Source organism: Actinosynnema sp. NPDC091369 (genome assembly GCF_044757065.1).
GTDB lineage: Bacteria > Actinomycetota > Actinomycetes > Mycobacteriales > Pseudonocardiaceae > Actinosynnema.
The window spans coordinates 1,124,502-1,146,563 of the sequence record NZ_JBIVUG010000001.1 but is presented as its reverse complement, the minus strand read 5'-3'; the positions used below and the strand labels follow the sequence as shown (position 1 = coordinate 1,146,563).

The 22,062-nt window shown below is 72.5% G+C and carries 17 protein-coding genes; 9 read left to right on the top strand and 8 right to left on the bottom strand.

Annotated elements, in window-relative coordinates; genetic code table 11:
- Positions 1–86: 86 nt before the first annotated feature.
- The 3 genes from trmB (at position 87) to ACIQMJ_RS05620 (ending at position 3,447) form a co-directional block, all read left to right on the top strand.
- The gene (gene trmB, locus ACIQMJ_RS05630) at positions 87–728 is read left to right on the top strand and encodes a tRNA (guanosine(46)-N7)-methyltransferase TrmB (RefSeq protein ID WP_499760254.1); all 642 of its coding nucleotides are present in this window, start codon (positions 87–89) and stop codon (positions 726–728) included.
- A 145-nt stretch (positions 729–873) separates the two neighbouring features.
- Positions 874–2,004: a nitric oxide synthase oxygenase gene (locus ACIQMJ_RS05625; RefSeq protein ID WP_499759775.1), complete on the top strand. Its 1,131-nt coding sequence runs from the start codon at positions 874–876 to the stop codon at positions 2,002–2,004.
- Between the two features lie 282 nt (positions 2,005–2,286).
- Positions 2,287–3,447, top strand: a complete 1,161-nt coding sequence (locus ACIQMJ_RS05620; RefSeq protein WP_499759774.1) for a sensor histidine kinase — start codon at positions 2,287–2,289, stop codon at positions 3,445–3,447.
- A 3-nt stretch (positions 3,448–3,450) separates the two neighbouring features.
- Here ACIQMJ_RS05620 and ACIQMJ_RS05615 read toward each other — a convergent pair whose 3' ends face one another.
- The gene (locus ACIQMJ_RS05615; protein WP_499759773.1) at positions 3,451–4,302 is read right to left on the bottom strand and encodes a hypothetical protein; all 852 of its coding nucleotides are present in this window, start codon (positions 4,300–4,302) and stop codon (positions 3,451–3,453) included.
- A 173-nt stretch (positions 4,303–4,475) separates the two neighbouring features.
- Between ACIQMJ_RS05615 and ACIQMJ_RS05610 the strand changes: the two genes are divergently transcribed.
- Entirely contained in the window at positions 4,476–5,777 is a 1,302-nt protein-coding gene (locus tag ACIQMJ_RS05610; protein ID WP_499759772.1) for an amidohydrolase family protein, read from the top strand.
- A gap of 1 nt (position 5,778) precedes the next feature.
- Here the strand turns inward: ACIQMJ_RS05610 and ACIQMJ_RS05605 are convergent, their stop codons facing one another.
- The 4 genes from ACIQMJ_RS05605 to ACIQMJ_RS05590 all read right to left on the bottom strand — a co-directional run bounded on the left by ACIQMJ_RS05605 (position 5,779) and on the right by ACIQMJ_RS05590 (position 12,094).
- Entirely contained in the window at positions 5,779–6,459 is a 681-nt protein-coding gene (locus ACIQMJ_RS05605) for an SDR family oxidoreductase (protein WP_499759771.1), read from the bottom strand.
- A gap of 205 nt (positions 6,460–6,664) precedes the next feature.
- Complete coding sequence (locus ACIQMJ_RS05600; RefSeq protein WP_499759770.1) at positions 6,665–8,746, bottom strand: PhoX family protein; 2,082 nt, start codon at positions 8,744–8,746, stop codon at positions 6,665–6,667.
- Between the two features lie 172 nt (positions 8,747–8,918).
- Positions 8,919–10,937, bottom strand: coding sequence for a PhoX family protein (locus ACIQMJ_RS05595; RefSeq protein ID WP_499759769.1), 2,019 nt, complete (start codon positions 10,935–10,937; stop codon positions 8,919–8,921).
- 62 nt (positions 10,938–10,999) lie between these two features.
- The gene (locus tag ACIQMJ_RS05590; protein WP_499759768.1) at positions 11,000–12,094 is read right to left on the bottom strand and encodes an MFS transporter; all 1,095 of its coding nucleotides are present in this window, start codon (positions 12,092–12,094) and stop codon (positions 11,000–11,002) included.
- A gap of 65 nt (positions 12,095–12,159) precedes the next feature.
- On the opposite strand from ACIQMJ_RS05590, the gene ACIQMJ_RS05585 reads away from it, so the two are divergent.
- Both ACIQMJ_RS05585 and ACIQMJ_RS05580 read left to right on the top strand, forming a co-directional pair.
- Positions 12,160–12,801 (top strand): HAD family hydrolase, encoded by a 642-nt coding sequence (locus ACIQMJ_RS05585; RefSeq protein ID WP_499759767.1) that lies wholly within the window; start codon positions 12,160–12,162, stop codon positions 12,799–12,801.
- A gap of 10 nt (positions 12,802–12,811) precedes the next feature.
- Positions 12,812–13,540 carry an SDR family NAD(P)-dependent oxidoreductase gene (locus tag ACIQMJ_RS05580; protein ID WP_499759766.1) on the top strand — a complete coding sequence of 243 codons (729 nt, stop codon included), beginning with the start codon at positions 12,812–12,814 and terminating at the stop codon, positions 13,538–13,540.
- 51 nt (positions 13,541–13,591) lie between these two features.
- Here ACIQMJ_RS05580 and ACIQMJ_RS05575 read toward each other — a convergent pair whose 3' ends face one another.
- A complete protein-coding gene (locus ACIQMJ_RS05575; protein WP_499759765.1) occupies positions 13,592–14,683 on the bottom strand; it encodes an inositol-3-phosphate synthase in 1,092 nt (363 codons plus the stop codon).
- Positions 14,684–14,724: 41 nt separating this feature from the next.
- Positions 14,725–15,270: a PadR family transcriptional regulator gene (locus tag ACIQMJ_RS05570; RefSeq protein ID WP_499759764.1), complete on the bottom strand. Its 546-nt coding sequence runs from the start codon at positions 15,268–15,270 to the stop codon at positions 14,725–14,727.
- Between the two features lie 166 nt (positions 15,271–15,436).
- Between ACIQMJ_RS05570 and ACIQMJ_RS05565 the strand changes: the two genes are divergently transcribed.
- The 3 genes from ACIQMJ_RS05565 to ACIQMJ_RS05555 all read left to right on the top strand — a co-directional run bounded on the left by ACIQMJ_RS05565 (position 15,437) and on the right by ACIQMJ_RS05555 (position 20,483).
- Positions 15,437–15,841 (top strand): DUF5318 domain-containing protein, encoded by a 405-nt coding sequence (locus ACIQMJ_RS05565; RefSeq protein WP_499759763.1) that lies wholly within the window; start codon positions 15,437–15,439, stop codon positions 15,839–15,841.
- Positions 15,842–15,935: 94 nt separating this feature from the next.
- Positions 15,936–18,779, top strand: coding sequence for a transglycosylase domain-containing protein (locus tag ACIQMJ_RS05560; RefSeq protein ID WP_499759762.1), 2,844 nt, complete (start codon positions 15,936–15,938; stop codon positions 18,777–18,779).
- A 138-nt stretch (positions 18,780–18,917) separates the two neighbouring features.
- Positions 18,918–20,483 carry a glycosyltransferase family 87 protein gene (locus tag ACIQMJ_RS05555; RefSeq protein WP_499759761.1) on the top strand — a complete coding sequence of 522 codons (1,566 nt, stop codon included), beginning with the start codon at positions 18,918–18,920 and terminating at the stop codon, positions 20,481–20,483.
- Here ACIQMJ_RS05555 and ACIQMJ_RS05550 read toward each other — a convergent pair.
- Positions 20,480–22,051 (bottom strand): hypothetical protein, encoded by a 1,572-nt coding sequence (locus ACIQMJ_RS05550; RefSeq protein ID WP_499759760.1) that lies wholly within the window; start codon positions 22,049–22,051, stop codon positions 20,480–20,482. The genes ACIQMJ_RS05555 and ACIQMJ_RS05550 overlap by 4 nt on opposite strands.
- Positions 22,052–22,062 lie beyond the last annotated feature (11 nt).

Sequence of the window (22,062 nt, the reverse complement as noted above, 5' to 3'; positions counted from 1 at the left end):
ACCTAGGCTGTACGCCCGTGACGTCCAGCCACCAGCGACCGCCGCACCACCGATCCGTCGTCAGCTACGTCCAACGCGGCGAACGGATGACCGTGGGGCAGCAGCGCGCATGGGACCGCCACTGGGAGCGCTTGGGCCGCGAGGTCAAGGCGCTCCCGGCCGGTCCCGTGCACTTCGACGAGTGGTTCGGGCGCGAGGCCCCGGTCGTCCTCGAGATCGGGTCCGGCATGGGGGAGACCACCTCTCAGCTCGTCGCCGCCGCGCCCGACGTCAACTACGTGGCCGTCGAGGTCTACAAGCCCGGCCTGGCGCAGCTGCTGCTGCGCGCCGAGGCGCTCGACGTGACCAACCTGCGGGTCCTGCGCGGTGACGCGGTCGACCTGCTCACCGAGCACGTGGAACCCGGCGCGCTCGCCGAGGTGCGGATCTACTTCCCCGACCCGTGGCCGAAGAAGAAGCACCACAAGCGCCGGCTCGTGCAGCCCGAGTTCGTGCACCTGGTCGCGACCCGCCTGCGCGCGGGCGGCACGCTGCACCTGGCGACGGACTGGGAGGAGTACGCCGAGCAGATGCTCGCGGTGTGCTCGGCCGAGCCGCTGCTGCGCAACCGGCACGACGGCTGGGCGCCCCGCCCGGACTGGCGGCCGGTGACGAAGTTCGAGCAGCGGGCCGTCGAAGAGGACCGGGTCAGCCACGACCTGATGTTCGAGCGGGTGGAACTCACCTGACCGTGTCATAAAGTCACGGCCCCGGCCGGACGATGCGGCGACTGCGCGTGGATTCGTCACCGGATCGAGTGGGATTTGTCGATCACCCGATGTGCCCCGTCTGGCAGTGACGTGTGACACCGATCCGCAACTACGGTTGCCGCCCGTGACCGTAGTAGACAACGAACCGATAACGTTCGACGTGGACGCGGCGGAGGGCTTCCTCCGCATGTTCCACATCGCCCACCCCGGAGCCGGACCCGTCGGACCGCGCCTCGCCGAGGTCCGCGCGGAGATCGCCGAGACCGGCACGTACCGGCACACCACCCACGAGCTGGCCTACGGCGCGCGGATCGCGCTGCGCGACTCCGGCTGGTGCACCAGCGGCGTGCCGTGGCGCCGGCTCAAGGTCCGCGACCTGCGCGGGTTCCGCAACGCCGGCGCGGTGGCCGCCGAGTGCGTCGAGCACCTGCGCCTGGCCACCAACGGCGGCGAGATCCGCCCGCTCGTCACCGTGTTCGCGCCGGACACCCCGACCGCGCCCGGCCCGTGCATCTGGAACGAGCAGCTGGTCCGGTACGCGGGCCACGGCGACGGCTCCGGCGACCGCCGCTACCGCGAGTTCACCGACGCCGTCGGGGGGATGGGCTGGCGACCGCCGAGCCCGCCCGGCCGCTTCGACCTGCTGCCGCTGGTGGTGGAGACCGCGCACGAGGGCGTGCGGCTGTTCGACGTGCCGCCCGACGTGGTGCACGAGGTGCTGCTGGAGCACCCCGACCTGCCCTGGTTCGGCCGGCTCGGCCTGCGCTGGCACGCGGTGCCCGTGATCACCAACATGCGGCTGGTCATCGGCGGCGTCACCTACCCCGCCGCGCCGTTCAACTCGTGGTTCGTCGGCTCCGAGATCGGCGCCCGGAGCCTGGCCGACGAGCACGCCTACGGCGCGGCCAGGCCCGTCGCCGAGGCGCTGGGCCTCGACACGTCCACCGAGCGCTCCCTGTGGCGCGACCGCGCCGTGGTGGAGCTGAACCGGGCCGTGCTGCACTCGTTCGACCTCGCCGCGGTGACCATCACCGACCACCACGCCGAGTCCCTGCACCGGCTGTCCTGGCTGCGCTCCCGGCAGCGCCAGCCCGGCAACCGGCCCGCGTTCCGGCTCGACCCGGCGGCGGCCCGCCGCGCCCGCGCCGGCGGACCCGCCCGCTTCTCCCCCGCCCCCGAGGAGACGACCCAGCCGCAGTCGCCCGGACGCCTCGCCGAACTGCTCCGACGGCGCGTCGAGGGCGTCGGCGGCTGAACCCCGACCCCCGCTCAGCGCTCCGAGTCGACCAGCACGCCCGACAACGCCATCAGCACCAGCACCAGCAGGCCCAGCACCGCGCCCGCCCAGGTTGCGACCACTCCGAACATGGTGTTCCTCCCGTTCCCCGACTCGCCACTCAAGAGTCACCCCGGGATTCGTCATCCGACATCGGCCACTGGTGTGTTTCGGCAGGCGTTCGGGTCAGCCTCACGGCTGACGGCCCACCCGACCGGGGTCGGACGCGCCCCGCGGCCCGACCACCTACCGTGAGGTCCCGTGGAGAGCACTCACCTCGGGTGGCGAACCCTGCTGCGCCGCCAGTGGCCGTTGGCGTGCGCCCTGCTCTTCTTCCTCGGCGGTGAGGTGCTCGGCGAGGCGGGCTGGTGGCAGCTGCCCGGCACGCTCGTGGTGTGCGCGCTGGCCGTGCTCGCGCCGCGCCGCCCGTTCGACGCCGCGCTGGCCGCCGCCACGGCGCTGGCCGCGAACTCGGTCGTGCTGCGGGTGCTCGACGTCGCGCCGATGGTGCCCGCGATCAGCGGCCTGGTGGTCTCCGAGACCGCGGCGGTGATGGCGATCACCGCGGTCGTGGTGCGGCAGGCGCCGCTGCCGCGCGCCGCCGCCGCGGTGGTCGTGCTCGTCGCGGTGGCCGCGGCCTCGCAGGCCGTGCGACCGGACTACTGGTCGCGGTACTGGCCGGACGCCTACAGCGGGCCCGGAGCGTGGCAGCAGGTGGTCGGCGGCGTGGTGCTGCTGGCGCTGTCGCTGGGCACCGGGCTGTACTTCCGGGCCCGCGACCGGGAGCGCGCGACCGCCGTGCGAGCCGAGGTGGCGGCGGCGCAGCACGCCGAGCGGATGGCGCTGGCCCGCGAGCTGCACGACGTGATCGCGCACTACGTGACCGGGATGGTGGTGCACGCGCAGGCGGCGCAGGCCGTGCCGTCGGCGGCGGGCGAGGCGCTGCCGATCATCGTGCGCAGCGGCAACGAGGCGTTGACCGAGATGCGCCGCCTGGTCGGCACGCTGCGCGGCACCGACGCCGACGCGCCCACCGCGTCCAGCGACCTCGCCGACGACGTGCGCGGCGTGGTGGAGCGGTCCGGCCAGCCCGTGCGGCTGCACCTCGACCTGCCGGTGTCCGTGCCGCCCTCGTTGGGCCGCTCGGTGCTGCGGCTGGTGCAGGAGTCGCTGACCAACGCGCGCAAGCACGCCGAGGGTGTGTCCGCTGTGGACGTCTCGGTGTCCGTTTCGGACGGTGTGGTGCACGTGCTGGTGGCCGACGACGGGCGGTCGCGCAAGGCGGCGCCGGTCGGCGGGTCCGGTGGCTACGGGCTCGTGGGCATGCGGGAGCGGGTCGAGCTGCTGGGCGGGCGGTTCAGCGCGGGCGCGCGCACCGGTGGGGGCTGGGAAGTGCGCGCCGCCCTGCCCGTGACGGGGTGAGCGCTAACCCGCCGTGGGACGTGACACGGGCAGCTCCGCGGGCAGCGGGTAGGTGAAGGTCTGCGCCGGGTCCTCCACCCCGAGGTGCCGGTCGGTGACCGGACGGCGGCTGCGCGGGCCGCGGTCCTGGTCGGGGATCGTCGGCCGGTAGTCGCCGAGCCAGGTGGTGACGTCGCCGGAGAGCCGGGCGTTCTCCGCGTGCAGCAGCCGCACCTGGTGCTCCAGCTCGGCGATGCGCGCCTCGGCGTCGCGGTGCACCCGCACCACCGTCCACAGCAGCTCGTACGCCATCGACCCCGGGTCGCGCGCCTCGACCGGCTGCGGCTCGGCAGATCCGGGCACGGGCAGGCCGTGCTTGCGGGCCCACTCCGGGCCGCCGATCATCGCCGTCGTGACGTTGTCGACCTCCGGGTCCAGCCAGCGCGGGCGCGGTTCGTCGGTCGGCTCACCGGTCACCAGGGCGTGCAGGTAGCGGGCGGTCGACAGCACCCCCGGCACGTCCTCCGGGTGCACGGCGGCGTGCACCAGGCTCGCCACCCGCTCCCACGGCGGCACGCTGTCCGGCCGCGCCTGCGCGCCGAACCAGCGCGTCACCTCGGCCCGGACCGCGCCCAGGGACCGGCCGTGCGCCCAGTGCCCGGGTGTTCGCGCCGCGCGCCGGAGCACCCGCCGGTACGCGGTGCTCATCCGACCCTGGTCGTCCACCAGGTGCACCAGCAGGAACAACGCGAGCCAGCGGCGTTCCCGGGACAGGTCCGGTTCGGAGAAGTCAGCCTCCGATCGCAGGACCGCCGCCGCGGGCTCACCCCTCCCGCGCCGCTCGCCGGGTTGACCACTTCCACCGTTACGAGCCACTGTCACTCCTTCGCCGGATCAGCGGGACCACCACCTCTCCCAACGTTTCGGAGATTACGTCCACCTGGCGGGTGAACACCGCCCCAGAAGGTCAAACCCACTGTTCGGGTTACGGCGCGAGGCGTGCACCGCCACGTTGTGTGTAGCTCGATCGAGTGCGGCAGGATCGGGGCATGTCGCTGCGCCTGCACGCCCCCGTGGTCCTGCCCTGCGATCCCGCCTGCACCGTCCTGCGCGACGCCGTGGTCGACGTCGTCGACGGCCGCGTCTCGTACGTCGGGGCGGAGGCCGACGCGCCGGAGTTCACCGGCGAGGTCCGCCGGCTGACCGGGATCCTGCTGCCCGGCCTGGTGAACACCCACGCGCACAGCCCGATGGTGCTGCTGCGCGGCATGGGCGGCGACCTGCCCCTGCTGCGCTGGCTGCGCGAGGCGATGTGGCCTGCGGAGGCGCGGATGAAGCCGGAGGACATCCGGGTCGGCATGCTGCTCGGCGCGGTGGAGATGCTGCGCAACGGCGTGACCACGAGCGCGGAGATGTACTTCCACGGCGAGCAGCTCGCGGACGCGGTGCTGGCCGCCGGGTCGCGGGTGCTGTTCGGCGCGGCGATCATGGACCTGCCGGGGATGCCGTGGCGGCCGATGACCGACGCGATCACCCGGTGGATCGACGCCGACGGGCTGCGGTTCGGGCCGGACGAGCGGGTCGAGCTGAGCTACGGGCCGCACTCGGCGTACATCCTCTCGCCCGAGGCGCTGGGCGAGATCGCGGGCGAGGCGCGTGATCGCGGCGCGCTGGTGCAGGTGCACGTGGCCGAGTCGCCCGAGGAGGACGTCGAGCAGCGGGCGTCGCACGGCTCCGTGCCGCGGTTGCTGGAGCAGGCGGGCGTGCTGGGCGGGCGGGTGCTGTCGGCGCACTCCGTGCACCTGTCGCCGGAGGACGTGGCGATCTACGCCCGGCACGGGGTCGGGATCGCGCACTGCCCCGGGTCGAACACCAAGCTCGCGTCCGGCATCGCGCCGCTGCGGTCCTACCTGGACGCCGGGGTCGCGGTCGGGCTGGGCACGGACGGGCCGGCGTCGAACGACGACCTGGACCTGTTCGAGGAGGCCAGGCTGGCGGCCCTGCTGGCGCGGGTGACCACCGGTGACGCGACGGCGATGCGCGCGGCGGACGCGTTGCTGCTGGCCACGCGCGGCGGTGCGGCGGCGTTGGGGCGTGACGACCTCGGGGCGCTGGAGCCGGGCCGGTGGGGCGACGTGGTGCACGTGGACGTGGACGACCCGGCGTTCGCCACCGGGTTGGACGCGCCGGACGAGCAGGTGCTGGCGAACCTCGTGTGGGCGTCGGGCACGCGCCGGGTCAAGGACGTGTGGGTGGCGGGCAAGCAGGTCGTGGCCGACGGCGAGACGACGCGAGTGGACCGGCGAGAGGCGCAGGCGGGCGTGCGGGAGGTCGCCGCCCGACTGCGGTAGGTCAGCGGGGGCGCGGGCGGACGACGAGCTCGGTGAAGTGGGCGTCGTCGCCCGCGTGGACGGCGGTGGCGACGGCCCGGGCGACGGAGTCCGCGGTCAGGTAGAGGTTCGGCTGGTAGTCGCCGCTCTCCTGCTCGCGGACGCCGCGCTGCATGTCGGTGTCGACGCGTCCGGGGTGGACGGACGTGACGCGCAGGTCGTCCTCTTCGGCGCGCAGGGCGTCGGCGAAGGCCCGGAGGGCGAACTTGGAGGCCGCGTAGACGCCCCAGCCGGGGTTGGCGCGCAGGCCCGCGCCGGAGTTGATCAGCACGACGTGGCCGCGGGCGGCGCGCAGCAGGGGCAGCGCCAGCCGGGTCAGCTCGGCCACCGCGACCACGTTCACGTCGAGGGTGCGGCGCCACACGTCGGCGTCCGCCTCGGCGAGCGGGCCGAGCTCGGCGATGCCCGCGCTGTGCACGAGGACGTCCAGGCGGGTGAGGTTCGCGGTGGCGGCGGCCAGGGCTTCCGGGTCGGTCAGCTCGACGGGCCAGGGCCGTGCGCCGTCCAGCGTCCCGGCCAGTTCCGCCAGCGCGCCCTCGTCCCGACCGCCGAGCAGCAGGTCGTGCGTGGGCGCGAGGACCCGTGCGACCGCCGCACCGATCCCCCTCGACGCACCGGTCACCAACGCCACGGGTCGACTCATACCCGCACCCTAAACCGCGCGAGTCGAACGCTCAGCGCCCGAGTGTCGAACGCTCAGGCCCCCCGAGTTCTACGTTCAGGTCAGCGCTGATCGGTCCTGAGCGTTGAATTCAGGGGTCCTGAGCGTTCGACACGCGGGACCTGAAGGTTCGACTCGCGCGGGGGTGGGTGGAGGGCTCGGGGTGAGCGAGCCCCCCACCGCGGGGTCAGCCGCAGATGCGGCCCTTGTCCTTCTTCCACACGGCGACGACGGACGGGCGGGGCTGGGAGGTGCCGCCGTCCGGCCAGTGCGACAGCGGGGTGGCGGCCGACGCGCCGTCGACCTCGCCCGGGTGCTGCACGGACACCAGCACGAAGTCGTCCTCGATGACCGGCCCGCACGTCTCCGCGCCCTTCGGCACGGTCAGGAACTGCTTCACCCGACCGCGGTACGGCCCCTCGACCGGCACGGCGAACAGGCCGTCGTTGGACTTCAGGGCGTTGCCGTCGGTGGAGATCCACAGGTTGCCCTGCGCGTCGAACGCCACGTTGTCGGGGCACGAGATCGGCGACACCTGGGTCTTGTCGTACCCGCCGAAGTACGTGTCGGGCGAGGTCGGGTCGCCGCAGACCAGCAGCAGCTTCCACGAGAACGACGTGGCGGTGTTGTCGCCGCGCCGCTCCTCCAGCTCCAGCACGTGCCCGTGCCGGTTGTTCAGCCGCGGGTTCGGCTCGGTCGCGCCTTCCTTGCCCGCCTTGCCGCGGTCGGTGTTGTTGGTCAGCGCCGCGTACACCCGGCGGTTGCGCGGGTTAGGCTCGACGTCCTCGGGGCGGTCCATCTTGGTCGCGCCCATGGTGTCCGCCGCGAGCCGCGTGTAGACGTAGACCTCCTCGGCGGTGAAGCCGGGCACGAACGACCGGGTGCCGCTCGCCAGCGGGATCCACTCGCCGGAGCCGTCGAACTCGCCGTCGGCCGGCAGCCTGCCCGAGCCGTCGATCTCGGCGACCGGGCTGTCACCGGTGAACCGGGCGACGTACAGCGTGCCCTGGTCGAGCAGCTTCTTGTTGTGCTCGCGGGCGTGCTTGCTGTTGCCCGGCTTGTACTTCTCGTCGGACACGAACTTGTACATGTAGTCGAAGCGCTCGTCGTCACCCATGTACGCGACCGCGCGGCCGTCGCGGGCGATGATCACGTTCGCGCCCTCGTGCTTGAAGCGGCCGAGCGCGGTGTGCTTGACCGGCGTCGAGTCCGGGTCGAGCGGGTCGATCTCGACGACCCAGCCGAACCGGTTGACCTCGTTGGGCTCCTGCGCCACGTCGAACCGCTTGTCGAACCGCTCCCACTTGCGGGTGGACGCCGCGCCGGACAGGCCGTACCGGGCCAGCCGCGCCTTGGTGGCGGGGTCGGTGACCGAGCCCGCGTTGGCGAAGTACTGGTTGAAGTTCTCCTCGCCGGACAGGATCGTGCCCCACGGCGTGACGCCGCCCGCGCAGTTGTTCAACGTGCCCAGCACCTTCGTGCCGGTCGGGTCGGCCGAGGTCTTGAGCAGCTTCGACCCCGCGGCGGGGCCGGTGACCTTGAACGGCGTGGTGGCGGTGATGCGGCGGTTGTAGCGCCGGTCCGGCTTGGGTTCGAGCCTGCCGCTGCGCCGGTCGCGCTCGACCCGCACCACGGACAGGCCGTGCGCGGCCCACGCGATCTCGGTCTGCTCGCGGGTGGGGTTGTCCGCGTCCCAGTCCTTGAACAGGAACTCCTCGGAGGTGTACTCGTGGTTGGCCACCAGCACCCACTCGTCGTGCCGGCCGACCGGCACCAGGCCGAGGAAGTCGCAGTTGTAGCCGAACTGCCGGGCCTGCGCCGCCGCCGTCTGGTGGTCGAAGTCGAACGCGGGCGCGCCGGGCACCACCGGGTCGCCCCAGCGCAGCACGACGCCCTGGTCGTAGCCCTCGGGCGTGACGACGCGGTCCTCGGTGTTGGGCGCGACGGCGGCGAAGTTCAGGCCGTCGCGGCGACGACCGCCGCCGAGGTCGGCGTCGACCTCGACCTCGGGCTTGGCGGCGGCGCTGCCGGCACCGACCAGCCCGACACCCGCGCCCGCGACGGCGAGCACCGCGCCGGCCTTCAGCAGGCCGCGGCGGCGCACGACTTCGCCGACGACGTCACCGAAGTAGGCGTTGCCGGACGTGTTGGGCGCTTCGTGCGCGCACGCGTCGCCGCAGCGGTACTTGCAGGTGACCGCCGAACGCCCGAGGGGGTGGTTGGGCAGCAGGGGCAGCAGGCGCCGCCCCCGATCGGTGGATGAGGACACGCGGACCTCCGAGATCGCTCAGTGGGAACCGGGCGACCGTAAGAGGGCAAGTCCTCCACCAGCGGACTTCGAGGTGAACGCGAGGCGAACACCTCGATCGTCACCGAACCGGAACGGCCAGGTCACACGCGGTGTGGTCGCCCGGTCGCACCGGGCGACCACACCGGTGGCCTCACTCGCCGACGCGACGTCCGTCCCGCCACACCACGACCACCGACGGCCGCGGTTGCGAGTCACCGCCGTCCGGCCAGTGCGAGGCCGGGTTGTCCGCGCTCGCGCCGTCGACCTCGCCGGGGTGCTGCACGCACACCGTGACGACGCGTTCGCCGATCACCGGGCCGCACGTCTCCGCGCCGCGCGGCACGGTGAGGAACGCCTTGAGGTGACCGCGCTGCGACCCGGAGACGGGCACCGCGTAGAGCCCGTCGTTGTAGCCGTGGAGCGCGCCGCCCGAGTCGCTGGAGATCCACAGGTTGCCGTGCCGGTCGAACGCCACGTTGTCCGGGCTGGAGATCGGCGACACCCGGCTCTTGTCGTAGCCCGCGAAGTAGGTGTCCGGCGACGCCGGGTCGCCGCACACCAGCATGAGGTTCCAGGAGAACGCGAGCGCGAGGGCGTCGCCGCCGCGCTCGGTCAGCTCCAGCACCTGGCCGTGCTTGTTGTTCACCCGCGGGTTCGGCTCGGTCGCGCCTTCCTTGCCCGCCTTGCCCCGGTCGACGTTGTTGCTCAGGGCGCAGTAGACGACACCGGTGTGCGGGTGGGTTTGGATGTCCTCGGGGCGGTCCATCCTGGTCGCGCCGACCTTGTCGGCCGCGAGCCGGGTGAAGACGTAGACCTCCTCGGCGGTCATGCCCGGCACGAACGAGCGGTTGCCGGACGCGAGCGGCACCCACTCGCCGCGGCCGTCGAACCTGCCGTCGGACGGCAGGCGGCCCGTGCCGTCGATCTCGGCGGGCGGGCTGTCGCCGGTGAAGCGGGCGACGTAGAGGGTGCCGTCGTCCAGCAGGGTCATGTTGTGCCTGCGGGCGGCCTTGCCGTTGCCCTTGCGGACCTTGCCGGTGGAGATGAACTTGTAGATGTACTCGAACCGCTCGTCGTCACCGGAGTAGGCGACCACTCGTCCGTCGGCGGCGAGGCGGACGTTGGCGCACTCGTGCTTGAAGCGGCCCAGCGCGGTGTGCTTGACGGGGGTGGAGTCGGGGTCGTCCGGGTCGAGCTCGACGACGTAGCCGAACCGGTTGACCTCGTTCGGCTCGCGGGTGAGGTCGAACCGCGCGTCGAACCGCTCCCACTTGCGGGTGGTGGCCGTGCCGGTGACGCCGTAGCGGGTCAGGCGCGGGTCGGCGAGCGCCTCGGCGTTGGCGAAGTACTGGTTGAAGTTCTCCTCGCCGGACAGGATCGTGCCCCAGGGCGTGACGCCGCCCGCGCAGTTGTTCAACGTGCCCAGCACCTTCGTGCCGGTCGGGTCGGCCGAGGTCTTGAGCAGGTCCGAGCCCGCCGCCGGGCCGGTGAGCTTGAACGGCGTGGTGGCGGTGATGCGGCGGTTGTAGCGGGAGAACCGGGGGGTGAGGCGGCCGTCGCGGGCCTGCTCGACCTGCACCACGGACAGGCCGTGCGCGGCCCACGCGATCTCGACCTGCTCGCGGGTGGGGTTGGCCTCGTCGTAGCCGCGGAACATGAACGGCTCGCCGGTGTACTCGTGGTTGGTGACGAGCAGGTTCGTCCGGCCCGTCGCGTCCTGCGGCAGCAGCGCGGCGAAGTCGCAGTTGTAGCCGAACTGCCTGGCCTGGGCGGCGGCGGTCTGGTGGTCGAAGTCGAACTCGGGCGCGTCCGGGAACAGGGGGTCGCCCCAGCGGATCACGACCTCGTGGCGGTAGCCCTCGGGGACGACGACGGCGTCGAGCGTGTTCGGCGCGACGGGGGTGAAGTCCAGGCCGAGGGGGTGCCGCCCCGCCGCCTCGGGCTCGGCGGCTGCGGCGGTGGCGGTCGTGGCGGCTGCGCTCATCGCGCCGCCGAGGGCTCCGACGACCACGGCCGCCTTGATGGCGGTGCGCCGGTCGACCAGGTCGCCGAAGTACGGGTTGCCCGAGGTGTTGGGCACGTCGTGGAAGCACGCGTCACCGCAGCGGTACTGGCAGGTGACGGCCGCGCGTCCGGGGGAGTGGTTGGCCAGCAGTGGAAGGTGTCTCACCACTAGAACGCCTCCTATGGTCAGTTGGGACCAACGGACCGTAAGCCGGCGTTCACTTCTTGTTAACCCACCAGGTCCTCTCCGACCAGGATCGCTTCGGTCGGCACGACGTGCCGGGACGTGCGGCCGACGGCCGGCAGGCAGGCCGCGAGCACGCAGCAGCCGGCGGCCACGACGAACGGCTGGGCGAGGTGGCCGACGAACGTCGCGGCCAGCGCGCCGCCGAGCCAGCGCAGGAAGTTGTAGCCCGCGCTGGCCACCGGGCGCGGCGCCGGGCTGACGCTCATCGCGGCGCTGGTGAACAGCGTGTTGAGCAGGCCGGACACCACGCCGCTGACGATCACCGCGACGACGGTCGTGCGGCGGTCGCCGAAGCGGTCGGCCAGGCGTGGCGCGAGCCAGACGCTGGAGACCGCGACGCACGCGCCCCAGCCGAAGAAGACCAGCCCGATCCGCACCGCGCCCCAGCCCAGCACGAACGGCGACCAGGCCAGCACGGCGAAGAACGCGGCGGTGTAGAGCGCGGAGCCGATCGCGGTGCGCAGCAGGCCGGGGTGGCGCAGCGCGCGCAGCGGGTCGAGGAGCCGGATCGAGTGCTGCGGCTCGTCGTTGGCGAGGAAGACCGAGCACAGCACGAACGCGACGGCCATCAGCACCGCCGTGCCGATGAACGGGCCGCGCCACGAGAAGCTGCCGAGCAGCGCGCCGAGCAGTGGACCGACGGACAGCCCCAGGCCGAGCGCGGCTTCGTAGAGCAGGATCGCGCCCTTCTGCCCACCGGTGGCCGCGCCGACGATGACCGACAGCGCGGTGGCGATGAAGAAGGCGTTGCCCAGGCCCCAGACGGCGCGCAGGCCGACGAGCTGGCCGATGTCGCCGGCGAGGGCGCAGAGGGCCGTGGCGACCACGATCAGCGCCAGGCCGCCGACGAGCGTGCGCTTCGGGCCGAAGCGGGCCGACGCGACGCCGGTGAACAGCATGGCCACGACCTGGACGCCCAGGTACGAGGAGAACAGCAGGGTGACCTGCGACGGCGTGGCGTGCAGACCTTCGGCGATGGACAGCAGGATGGGGTCGACGAGCCCGATGCCCATGAACGCGATGACCGCGGCGAACGCCGTGACCCACACCTGCCGGGGTTGGTCGAGGAATTTCACTTAGCCAGGCTAACTGATTTCGCTTAGCATGGCGAAGTAAGTGCGCTCACACTACGGTCTGGGGTGTGGATGCGGTGGTGTTCGACCTCGACGGCGTGCTGGTGGACTCCGAGCGGATGTGGGACGAGGTGCGCCAAGCCTTCGCCGCCCGGCACGGCGGCACGTGGACACCCGCCGCGACCAGGGCGATGCAGGGCATGAGCACACCGGAGTGGGCGACGTACCTGGTGACCGAGGTGGGCGTGCGCCTGACCCCGGCCGAGGCGGCGTCCGGCGTGATCGGCGAGATGGCCGAGCGCTACGCCGAGGGACCGCCCGTGCTGCCGGGCGCGGTGGACGTCGTGCGCGAGGTGGCGTCCCGCTACCCGGTGGCCATCGCCAGCTCGTCCCCGCCGGTGCTGATCAAGTCCTTCCTGGCCGCCACCGACCTGACCGACGTGGTGCCGGTGGCGATCTCCAGCGAGCAGGCGGGCGCGGGCAAGCCGGCGCCGGACGTCTACCTCCTGGCCACCTCGAAGCTGGGCGCCGACCCCACCCGCAGCGCCGCCGTGGAGGACTCGACCAACGGCCTGCGCGCCGCCCTGTCCGCCGGCATGACCGTCTACGCCGTCCCCAACCCCCACTTCCCCCCGGACCCGGCCGTGCTGGCCCACGTCACGGTCCTGCCCACCCTCTCCGCCCTGCCCGCGGCGCTGCCCAGGCCCTAGCGTTCAGGCCATGGAGCGACGAGTTGCGGTGGTCACCGGGGCGGCGCAGGGGATCGGGGCGCGGGTGGCCGAGGTGTTGCGGGGGGACGGGTACGAGGTGGTCGGGTTCGACCTCGTCGAGACCGAGGGCGGGGTGGTGGGGGACGTGTCGTCGCCCGCCGACGTGGCCAGGGCGGTGGAACGGGTCGGCGAGCGGGTCGACGTGCTGGTCAACAACGCCGGCATCGCGGGGATCGTGCCGTTCGAGGACACGTCGTTGGAGCAGTGGGAGCGGATGCTGGCGGTCAACCTGACCGGGCCGTTCCTGCTGACGCAGGCGCTGGGCCGGGTGATGCTGGCGCGCGGGCGGGGTTCGGTGGTCAACATCGCGTCCGTGGCCGGGTTGCGCGGCGTGGCGGACCGGGCCGCCTACAACACCACCAAGCACGGGCTGATCGGGATGACGCGCACGCTCGCGGTGGAGTGGGGCGGGCGCGGGGTGCGGGTCAACGCGGTGTGCCCCGGCTGGGTGAAGACCGAGATGGACGTCGAGTCGCAGGCGGGCGGGCACTACGGCGACGACGACATCACCGACCACGTGCCGATGGGCCGGTTCGCGGTCCCGGACGACATCGCGCAGGCGGTCGCCTTCCTGGCCGACCCGGACCGCAGCGGGTTCGTCAACGGCGTGGCGCTGCCCGTGGACGGCGGCTGGACGGCCGACGGGTCGTGGCAGTCGTTGCGGCTGTCCAAGCGCTGACGTGCGCAAAGACCCCCTGCACCCGGTGCAGGGGGTCCGTCGCGAAAGGGCTCAGCGCTCCACGTCGCCGCGGATGAACGCCTCGACCGCCTCGTGCGCCTCGGAGTCCGAGTACTGCACGGGCGGGGACTTCATGAAGTAGGACGACGCCGACAGGATCGGGCCGCCGATGCCCCGGTCCAGCGCGATCTTCGCGGCGCGCACCGCGTCGATGATGATGCCCGCCGAGTTCGGCGAGTCCCACACCTCGAGCTTGTACTCCAGGTTCAGCGGCACGTCGCCGAACGCACGGCCCTCCAGCCGCACGTACGCCCACTTGCGGTCGTCCAGCCACGCCACGTAGTCGGACGGGCCGATGTGCACGTTGCGCTTGCCCAGGTCGCGGTCGACCTGCGAGGTCACGGCCTGCGTCTTGGAGACCTTCTTGGACTCCAGCCGCTCCAGCTCCTTCATGTTCAGGAAGTCCATGTTCCCGCCCACGTTGAGCTGCATCGTGCGGTCCAGCTGCACGCCGCGGTCCTCGAACAGCTTGGCCAGCACGCGGTGCGTGATGGTGGCGCCGACCTGCGACTTGATGTCGTCGCCGACGATCGGCACGCCCGCCGCGCGGAACTTCTCCGCCCACTCCGGGTCGGAGGCGATGAACACCGGCAGCGCGTTGACGAACGCCACACCGGCGTCGATGGCGGCCTGCGCGTAGAAGCGGTCCGCCTCCTCCGAGCCGACCGGCAGGTACGACACCAGCACGTCCACCTCGGCGTCGCGCAGCGCCTGCGCCACGTCCACCGGCTGCTCGTCGGACTCCTCGATGGTCTCCCGGTAGAACCGGCCGAGGCCGTCGAGCGTGTGCCCGCGCTGCACGGTGACGCCGAGCGGCGGCACGTCGGCGATCTTGATCGTGTTGTTCTCGCTCGCCCCGATGGCCTCGGACAGGTCCGTGCCGACCTTCTTGGCGTCCACGTCGAACGCGGCGACGAACTCGATGTCGCTCACGTGGTAGTCGCCGAACCGGACGTGCATCAGGCCGGGCACGCGGGTGCCCGGGTCGGCATCGCGGTAGTAGTGGACACCCTGCACCAGCGACGCCGCGCAGTTGCCGACCCCGACAATGGCCACTCGAACGGTGCGGCGGTTGTCGCCCATGCCGAGTCCTCCTTAGTTCTTCCGTGCTCGTATTCGGGGGGTTATTGGTCCCGCTCGCGCTGTTCGGCCTGCTCATGGGCGATCAGCTCGTTCAACCACCGCACTTCGCGCTCGGTGCTCTCCAGCCCGAGCCGGTGCAGCTCCCGGGTGTACCGGTCGATGCGCTCGCTGGTGGCCGATAACGAGGTGCGCAGCCCTTCCCGGCGCTCCTCGACGCGGCGCCGGCGGCCTTCCAGGATGCGCATCCTGATCTCGGCCGGGGTCCGGGAGAAGAACGCCAGGTGGACGCCGAACGAGTCGTCGTCCCACGTCTGGGGTCCGGCGTTGGCCAGCAGTTCGGCGAACCTCTCCTTGCCCTCCGCGGTGAGCTTGTAGACCTTGCGCGCCCGTCGGCCCCACCGGGCCGAGTCGTCCTGGGGCACTTCCTCGACGATGAGGCCGCCGCGTTGCAACTTCCGCAACGTGGGGTACAGCGTCCCGTAGGAGAACGCGCGGAACGCCCCCAACAACTCGTGCAAGCGCTTGCGCAGCTCGTAGCCGTGCATGGGCGCTTCGTGCAGCAGGCCGAGGACCGCGAACTCCAGCACGTAGCACCTCCTCGCTCAGATGAGCCGATGGGTGCGGTCAGTATATCGGGGCGATACATCCACGCACGCTGCCGACGTGTCGCGTCGCACACAGCCACCCCTGCTTTCGGGGTACTGCCCTGAACGGCCCATCAGCGCGGTCGGGGCGGCACGTACTCTGGTCGTCGTGTCGACCCAACGCCAGGTCGTGGACTACGCCTTGCAGCGCCGTGCGCTGCTGGCGGAGGTCTACGCGGGCCGAGTGGGCACGATGGAGGTCTGCGACGCCAGCCCGTACCTGCTGCGAGCTGCGAAGTTCCACGGCCGACCGAGCGATGTGACCTGCCCGGTGTGCCGGAAGGAACCGCTCACCCTCGTGTCCTGGGTCTACGGCGACGAGCTCAAGCACGCGGCCGGATCGGCCCGCACCGTCGACGAGCTGGCCCGCATGGCGACCCTCTTCGAGGAGTTCACCGTGTACGTGGTCGAAGTTTGCCGCACATGTAGTTGGAACCACCTGGTGCAGTCATACGTCCTGGGAACGCGTGGCCTGAACTCTCGCAAGCCGCGCAGGAGGACCGCGGCGGAGTGAACCTGCTCCGGCCACGGGCGCCGCTCCGGCGAGGAGCAGCGGCGTACGACCACCGAACCGCGTGCAACGGCACGCCGGTCTGGGAGGCCATTTCGTGAACGACCAGCATGACGACAGGCATCGTGGCGCGGAGCCGCAGTGGCCGACCGGGGAGGACCCGGACGGCGGCGGTCACCCACCGCGCCGCGGCGCCGGGGATCAGCCGGAGCGTCCGAACACCCCACCAGGTGGTTTCGCGCGCTCCCCGGCGGACGGCCCCGGCCCTAGGCACGGCACCCCGCCGGGCGGGTTCGCCCGTCCGGGCACGCCACCCGGCGGCATCCCGCAGGCGGGCGGCACGCCACCCGGCGGCATCCCCCGCGGCGGTCCCCCGCCGCGCAGGCCGGCCGGTCCCGGCGGTCCCGTCCCGGGCGGCAGGCCCGGTGGCCCGCCGCCGCCACCCGGCGCGCGTCCCGACGGCTCGGCCGCCGCGGGCAGCGTGCCCGGCCGGCCGAGCACGCCCCCCGGTGGTCTGCGTCGACCCGGCGGCCCCGGCGGCCCCGTGCCGCCCGGCGGTCGTCCCCCGGTCGGCGGCCCCGGCGGTCCGCGCAGGCCCGCGGGCCCCGGTGGGCCCCAGCGGCGCCCCGGCGAGGAGCCGACGGACCTGCTGCCGCCCGTCTACCAGACCACGCCCCGCGAGCCCGAGCTCCTCACGCACCGCGAGGACGAGGTCGAGCTGGAGCCGTTCTACGACGACGAGTACGACGAGGAGCTGACCGAGGAGGAGGCCCGCGTCGTGCGCCGCAAGAAGGTCTGGCGCCGCGTGCGCCGCACCAGCTACGTGACCTTCGGCCTGATGCTGCTGGCCCCGGTCGTCGCGTTCGCCGTCGCCTACCAGGTCGTCGAGGTGCCGAACCCGGAGGCCGTGGCGGCCACGCAGGGCAAGGCGATCACGGTCCTCTACGCCGACGGCACGGAGATGACCAAGATCGCCCCCGGCGACGCGAACCGCAGCATGGTCAAGTACGAGGACCTCCCGGAGACGCTCAAGCAGGCCGTCTTCGCGGCGGAGGACCCGACGTTCGAGACGAACGTCGGCTTCGACCTGACCGCCATCGCCCGCGCCGGCTGGTACCAGCTCAAGGGCGAGAACAGCGGTGGGTCCGGCCTGACGCAGCAGTACGTCAAGGAGGCCACCGACCAGGACGACATGACGCTGTCCAGGAAGTTCACCGAGGCCGTCACCGCGTACAAGATGTCCCAGCAGCAGGACAAGAAGGACATCCTTACCGCGTACATGAACACGATCTACTTCGGTCGTGGCGGTTACGGCATCAAGACCGCGGTGAAGGCTTACTTCGGCGACGTCCAGCTCAAGGACCTCACCCACTCGCAGGCCGCCCTGCTGGCGGGGCTGATCCAGAACCCGGGCCGGTCGGAGCAGCAGGCGTACCGCGAAGAGCGCTGGAACTACGTCATGGACCAGCTGCTCAAGCACGGCTGGATCGAGCAGTCGTACCGGACGACCGAGCCGATGCCGGTCCCGGTGGAGCTGACCGACCAGTCCGGCCTGAGCGGGCCGCGCCTGCACATCCGCGAGCAGGTCATCCAGGAGATGGCCAAGGTCGAGTGGGACGTGGAGAAGGCGCAGAAGGTCGGCGTCACCGTCCACACCACCATCGAGCCGCCGAAGCAGGCCGCGGCCGAGCAGGCGGTGGCCGACATCATGGGTCCGCAGCCCAAGGAGCTGAGGTCGTCGCTCACCGCGATCGACCCGCAGACGGGCGCGGTGCGGGCGTACTACGCCGGCGCGGACGGCACGGGCCTGGACTACGCGACCAACACGCTCCAGGAAGCGGGCTCGTCGTTCAAGCCGTTCGACCTGGTCGCCGCGCTGAAGGCGGGCAAGGGCCTCGGCTCGACCTACGACGGCCGGTCGCCGAAGACGTTCGAGCTCGGCGGCACGAGCATCACGATCCGCAACGCGTCGGACCCGACCAACAAGTGCGGCGAGAAGTGCTCCATCCGCAAGGCCATGGAGCTGTCGCTGAACACCGTGTTCTACGAGATGGTGATCGACATCGGCACCCAGCCGGTCGCCGACGCCGCGCGCGCCGCGGGCATCCCGGCGTCGGTCGAGGTGCAGGGCGAGAAGCGGGACCTGCTGGTCGGCGAGAACGGCGGCCCGCCGAACGTCGGTATCGCGCTGGGCGGCGGTGAGGCGCAGGTGCGGCCGTTCGACATGGCCTCGGCCTACGCCACGTTCGCCGCGCGCGGCACCTACCACGAGCCGTTCTTCATCTCGAAGATCACCAACGCCGAGGGCAAGGCCGTCTACCAGCACGTCGACGTGTCCCGGCAGGCGTTCGACCCGGACGCGAAGAAGAACCAGGACATCGCCGACAACGTCACCGAGGCGCTGCGGCCCATCCCGAAGTCCTCGAACATCCCGTGCGCGGGACGCGAGTGCGCCGGCAAGACCGGCACGCACGAGCTCCCCGACGACGCCTCCCAGAACTCGAAGGCGTGGATGGTCGGCTACACCCCCTCGCTGTCCGCGGCGGTCTGGGTGGGACGCGACGAGGGCAACGTGGCGCTGAAGAACGCCGACGGCAAGCCGGTCTTCGGCAGCGGCCTGCCGGGTCAGATCTGGAAGCGGTTCATGGACAAGGCCCTGGAGGGCACGCCCGCCGAACCCTTCCCGAAGCCCGCGAAGCTGAACACCTTCGACGACCCGAAGCCGACGACCACCACTCCGCCGACCACCACGACGACGGACAAGAAGCCCGAGGACAACCGGCCGTCGTCGACCGAGCCGACCACGACCCGGCAGTCGACCCCGACGACGACCCGCAGCGGTCGGCCGTGCCCCGGCCTGGTCTGCCAGACCGAGCCGACCACGACGACCAACGACCAGCCCGATCCGGGTATCGGCAACGGCGCCTCGCCCACGGGTTAGCGCCCGGGGCGCGCACGCGAGGAGAGGGGTCCGGCCTGGTGCCGGGCCCCTCTTCGCGCGTCGGGGCGCGGATCGCCCGCCCCAAGTTCGCGGCGACCTCACATCTTCCGTTGACCCGTGCCCGTAGCATCCGTCCCCGTGGCCAGCCCCTCGCAGCCCTCGCAGGCGAACGCCGACGACACCGACTCGCTCGGCCCCGAAGAGCGGATCAACCCGACGTGGACCGAGCCGTTGGCGCGGGCTGCGAGCAGGCCGCTGGGCGGGCCAGTCGGGGTGCACGCGGCGGTGGGCCGCCAGTGGTTCTGGACGCCGCTGCGGGTCGTGCTGCTGTTCGCGGTGGTGACGCTGGCGCTGGCGTGGTTCCAGAAGTCGCCGTGCGTGCAGCAGTACGTGGACGACAACGGCGTGGTGCAGCTGGACTGGCGGGGCAGCAAGCAGTTCACCGCGATGTGCTACTCCGACACCGTGCCGCTGTACACGGCGGAGCGGTTGGACAAGCCGGACACGTTCCCCTACAAGACGTCCTGGGTGGACGACGAGGGCAAGCCCACCGCGCACGTCCGGTACATGGAGTACCCCGTGCTGACGGGCATGTTCCAGCTGCTCAACGCGCGCATGGCGCAGGGCTGGACCGCGATCGCCGCGTCCGGGTGGCTGCCGAACCCGATGACCGTGATCGTGTACTTCAACATCACCGCGCTGTGGCTCGCGCTGGCGTGGCTGGTGACCGCCTACGCGGTGGCCCAGCTGGCGAGGCGGCGGCCGTACGACGCGGTGATGGTGGCGGTGTCGCCGCTGGTGATCGTGCACGCGTTCACCAACTTCGACACGCTCGCCACGGCGTTCGCGACCGCGGGCATGCTCGCGTGGGCGCGCAGGAAGCCCGTGCTCGCGGGCGTGCTGCTGGGGCTGGGCGGCGCGGCGAAGCTGTACCCGCTGTTCCTGCTCGGACCGTTGCTGCTGCTGTGCTGGCGCGCGGGCAAGCTGCGGGCCGGGTGGACCACGTTCGGCGCCACGCTGGCGACGTGGGCGGTGGTCAACGCGCCGATCGCGTGGCTGTACCCGGACGGCTGGCGGGAGTTCTTCCGGCTGAACACCGAGCGGGGCGTCGACCCGGACTCGGTCTACAACGTGATCGCGCAGTGGACCGGGTGGCAGGGCTTCGACCCCGGCCTGGCGCACGGGCAGGCGCCCGAGGTGCTGAACACGGTCAGCGCGGTGCTGTTCCTGGTGTGCTGCGCGGCGGTCGGGTTCGTGGCGCTGTCCGCGCCGCGCCGGCCCCGGTTCGCGCAGCTGGCGTTCCTCGTGGTGGCCGCGTTCCTGCTGACGAACAAGGTGTGGAGCCCGCAGTACTCGCTGTGGCTCGTGCCGCTGGCCGTGCTGGCCCTGCCGCGGTGGAAGCTGCTGCTGGGGTGGATGGTGGTGGACGCGCTGGTGTGGGTGCCGCGGATGTTCTTCTACCTGGGCGTGGACAACAAGGGCCTGCCGATCGACTGGTTCCTGGGCGCGGTGGTGGCGCGGGACGTCGCGGTCCTGGTGCTGTGCGCCTTCATCGTCCGCGAGATCTACCGGCCCGACCTGGACAAGGTGCGCCAGGCCGGTGACGACGACCCGTGCGGCGGCTTCGTCGACGGCGCGCCGGACCGGTTCGCGCTGCGGTTCGGCCGGTCGCGCCGACCGGTGGAGGTCGAGCAGCCCGCTTAGCGGGCGGTGAGCCGGGCGACGCGCTGCTCGAACGGCACCCGGCGGGCGGCGTCGAGCCCGTCGACGACGCGGGCCAGCGGCGGGCTGCCCGGCACGTCCAGCTCGTCGGCGTCGACCACGTGCGCGAACGCGGCGAGCGCCGGGTGCTCCCGGGTCAGCGGCTCACCGCCGGTCCGGGGCAGCACCGCGCCGGGCACGGGGTCCGCCAGCGAGGGGTCGAGCACCACCAGCGTGTCGTCGGTGCGCCGTTCGGCGATCAGGCAGTCCAGCTCCCGCGCGAGGCCGGCGCTCAGCTCGGCGGCCCAGACGATCACCTGGTCGGCGACCGCGATCAGCGCGGACACGGTGTCGAACCACGTCTCGTCCGGCAGGTACAGCCGCACGGGGGCGGTGAACTGGCCGAAGTCCGGGCCCAGCTCCAGCTCGCCCGCGGTCGTGGAGGCCACCACGACCAGGGGCACGGCGGCGGCCAGCTCGCCCAGCACGCGCCCGGCGCGGCTGAGGTTGATCACCTGGACGTGGTCGGCCGGGTCCGCCGGGTCGCGCCACCACCCGTCCCCGGCGACCCCCGACCGCTCGGTGAGGTCGAAGTTGCGCAGCAGCAGGACGAACGGCTCGCCGGCGCACAGCCACGCCCGCACCTGGCCCGCGGACTTCCGGTGCCGGTCCCGGGCTTGCCGGACGAGCTCGCGCAGGTGGTTGCGGGGCGCGCCGTCGCGCAGCCACCGCGCGAAGCCGAGCCCGGTGAACCGCCGCCGCCGGTCCCAGTGCCGCTGGCGTTCGAGGTAGTCCAACCGCAACCCGGCCTCGCCGACGGGGAACCGGTCCAGCACGGTCGGGGCGTGCCGCGCGCGGCCGACCCACAGGTCCACGTCCGGCGACACCCCCGGCGGGTCCGCGCCGAACTCGGCGGTGATCACGGCGAACAGGCGGCGCGCGCGGTCCTCGTCGTCGGCCTGCAACCACAGCAGCGCCTCGTTGCCCAGCGCGTGCGCCCGCCGGTCGCGCAGCTCGGGGTCGGTGCTGCCGCCGGACCGCTCGGCCAGCTCGCGCCACCGCGAGGCGATCTCCCGGGCCGTGGCCCGGTCGAACGTGACGCCCCTGCCGCTCAGGTGCGCCACGCCGGACAGCGCTCGGCACACCGCCCGTTCCACCCGCACGTCCGCCGGCGCGCGGACGACGTCCACCACGTCGCGCAGCACGCCGACCGCGAGGTCCACCGACTCCCGGTCGACCGCACGCCCGGCGCACGTGTCCGTCAGCGCCATGATCGCCCGGACCCGCGTGTCCACCCGGAAGCCGTCCCGCGCGAAGTGCCGCCCCAGCCAGCGCAGCACGAGGAACGCGTCACCGGCGCGACCGCGGTCGAACAACCCGCTCGCCACCTCGAACGCCAGGAACGCGTGGGTGTCCGCGTCGTCGCCGAGCCCCGCCAGCACCGGCGCGACCTCGAAGAACCACTCGCGGAACCGCTCGTCACCGGCCCGCGGACCGGCCTCCCGCCGCAGCGCGTCCCACCGGTCGAGGGTCGCGGCCACGATCTCGGCGGTGGACATGTCGTCGGTCACCGGCGTCACCC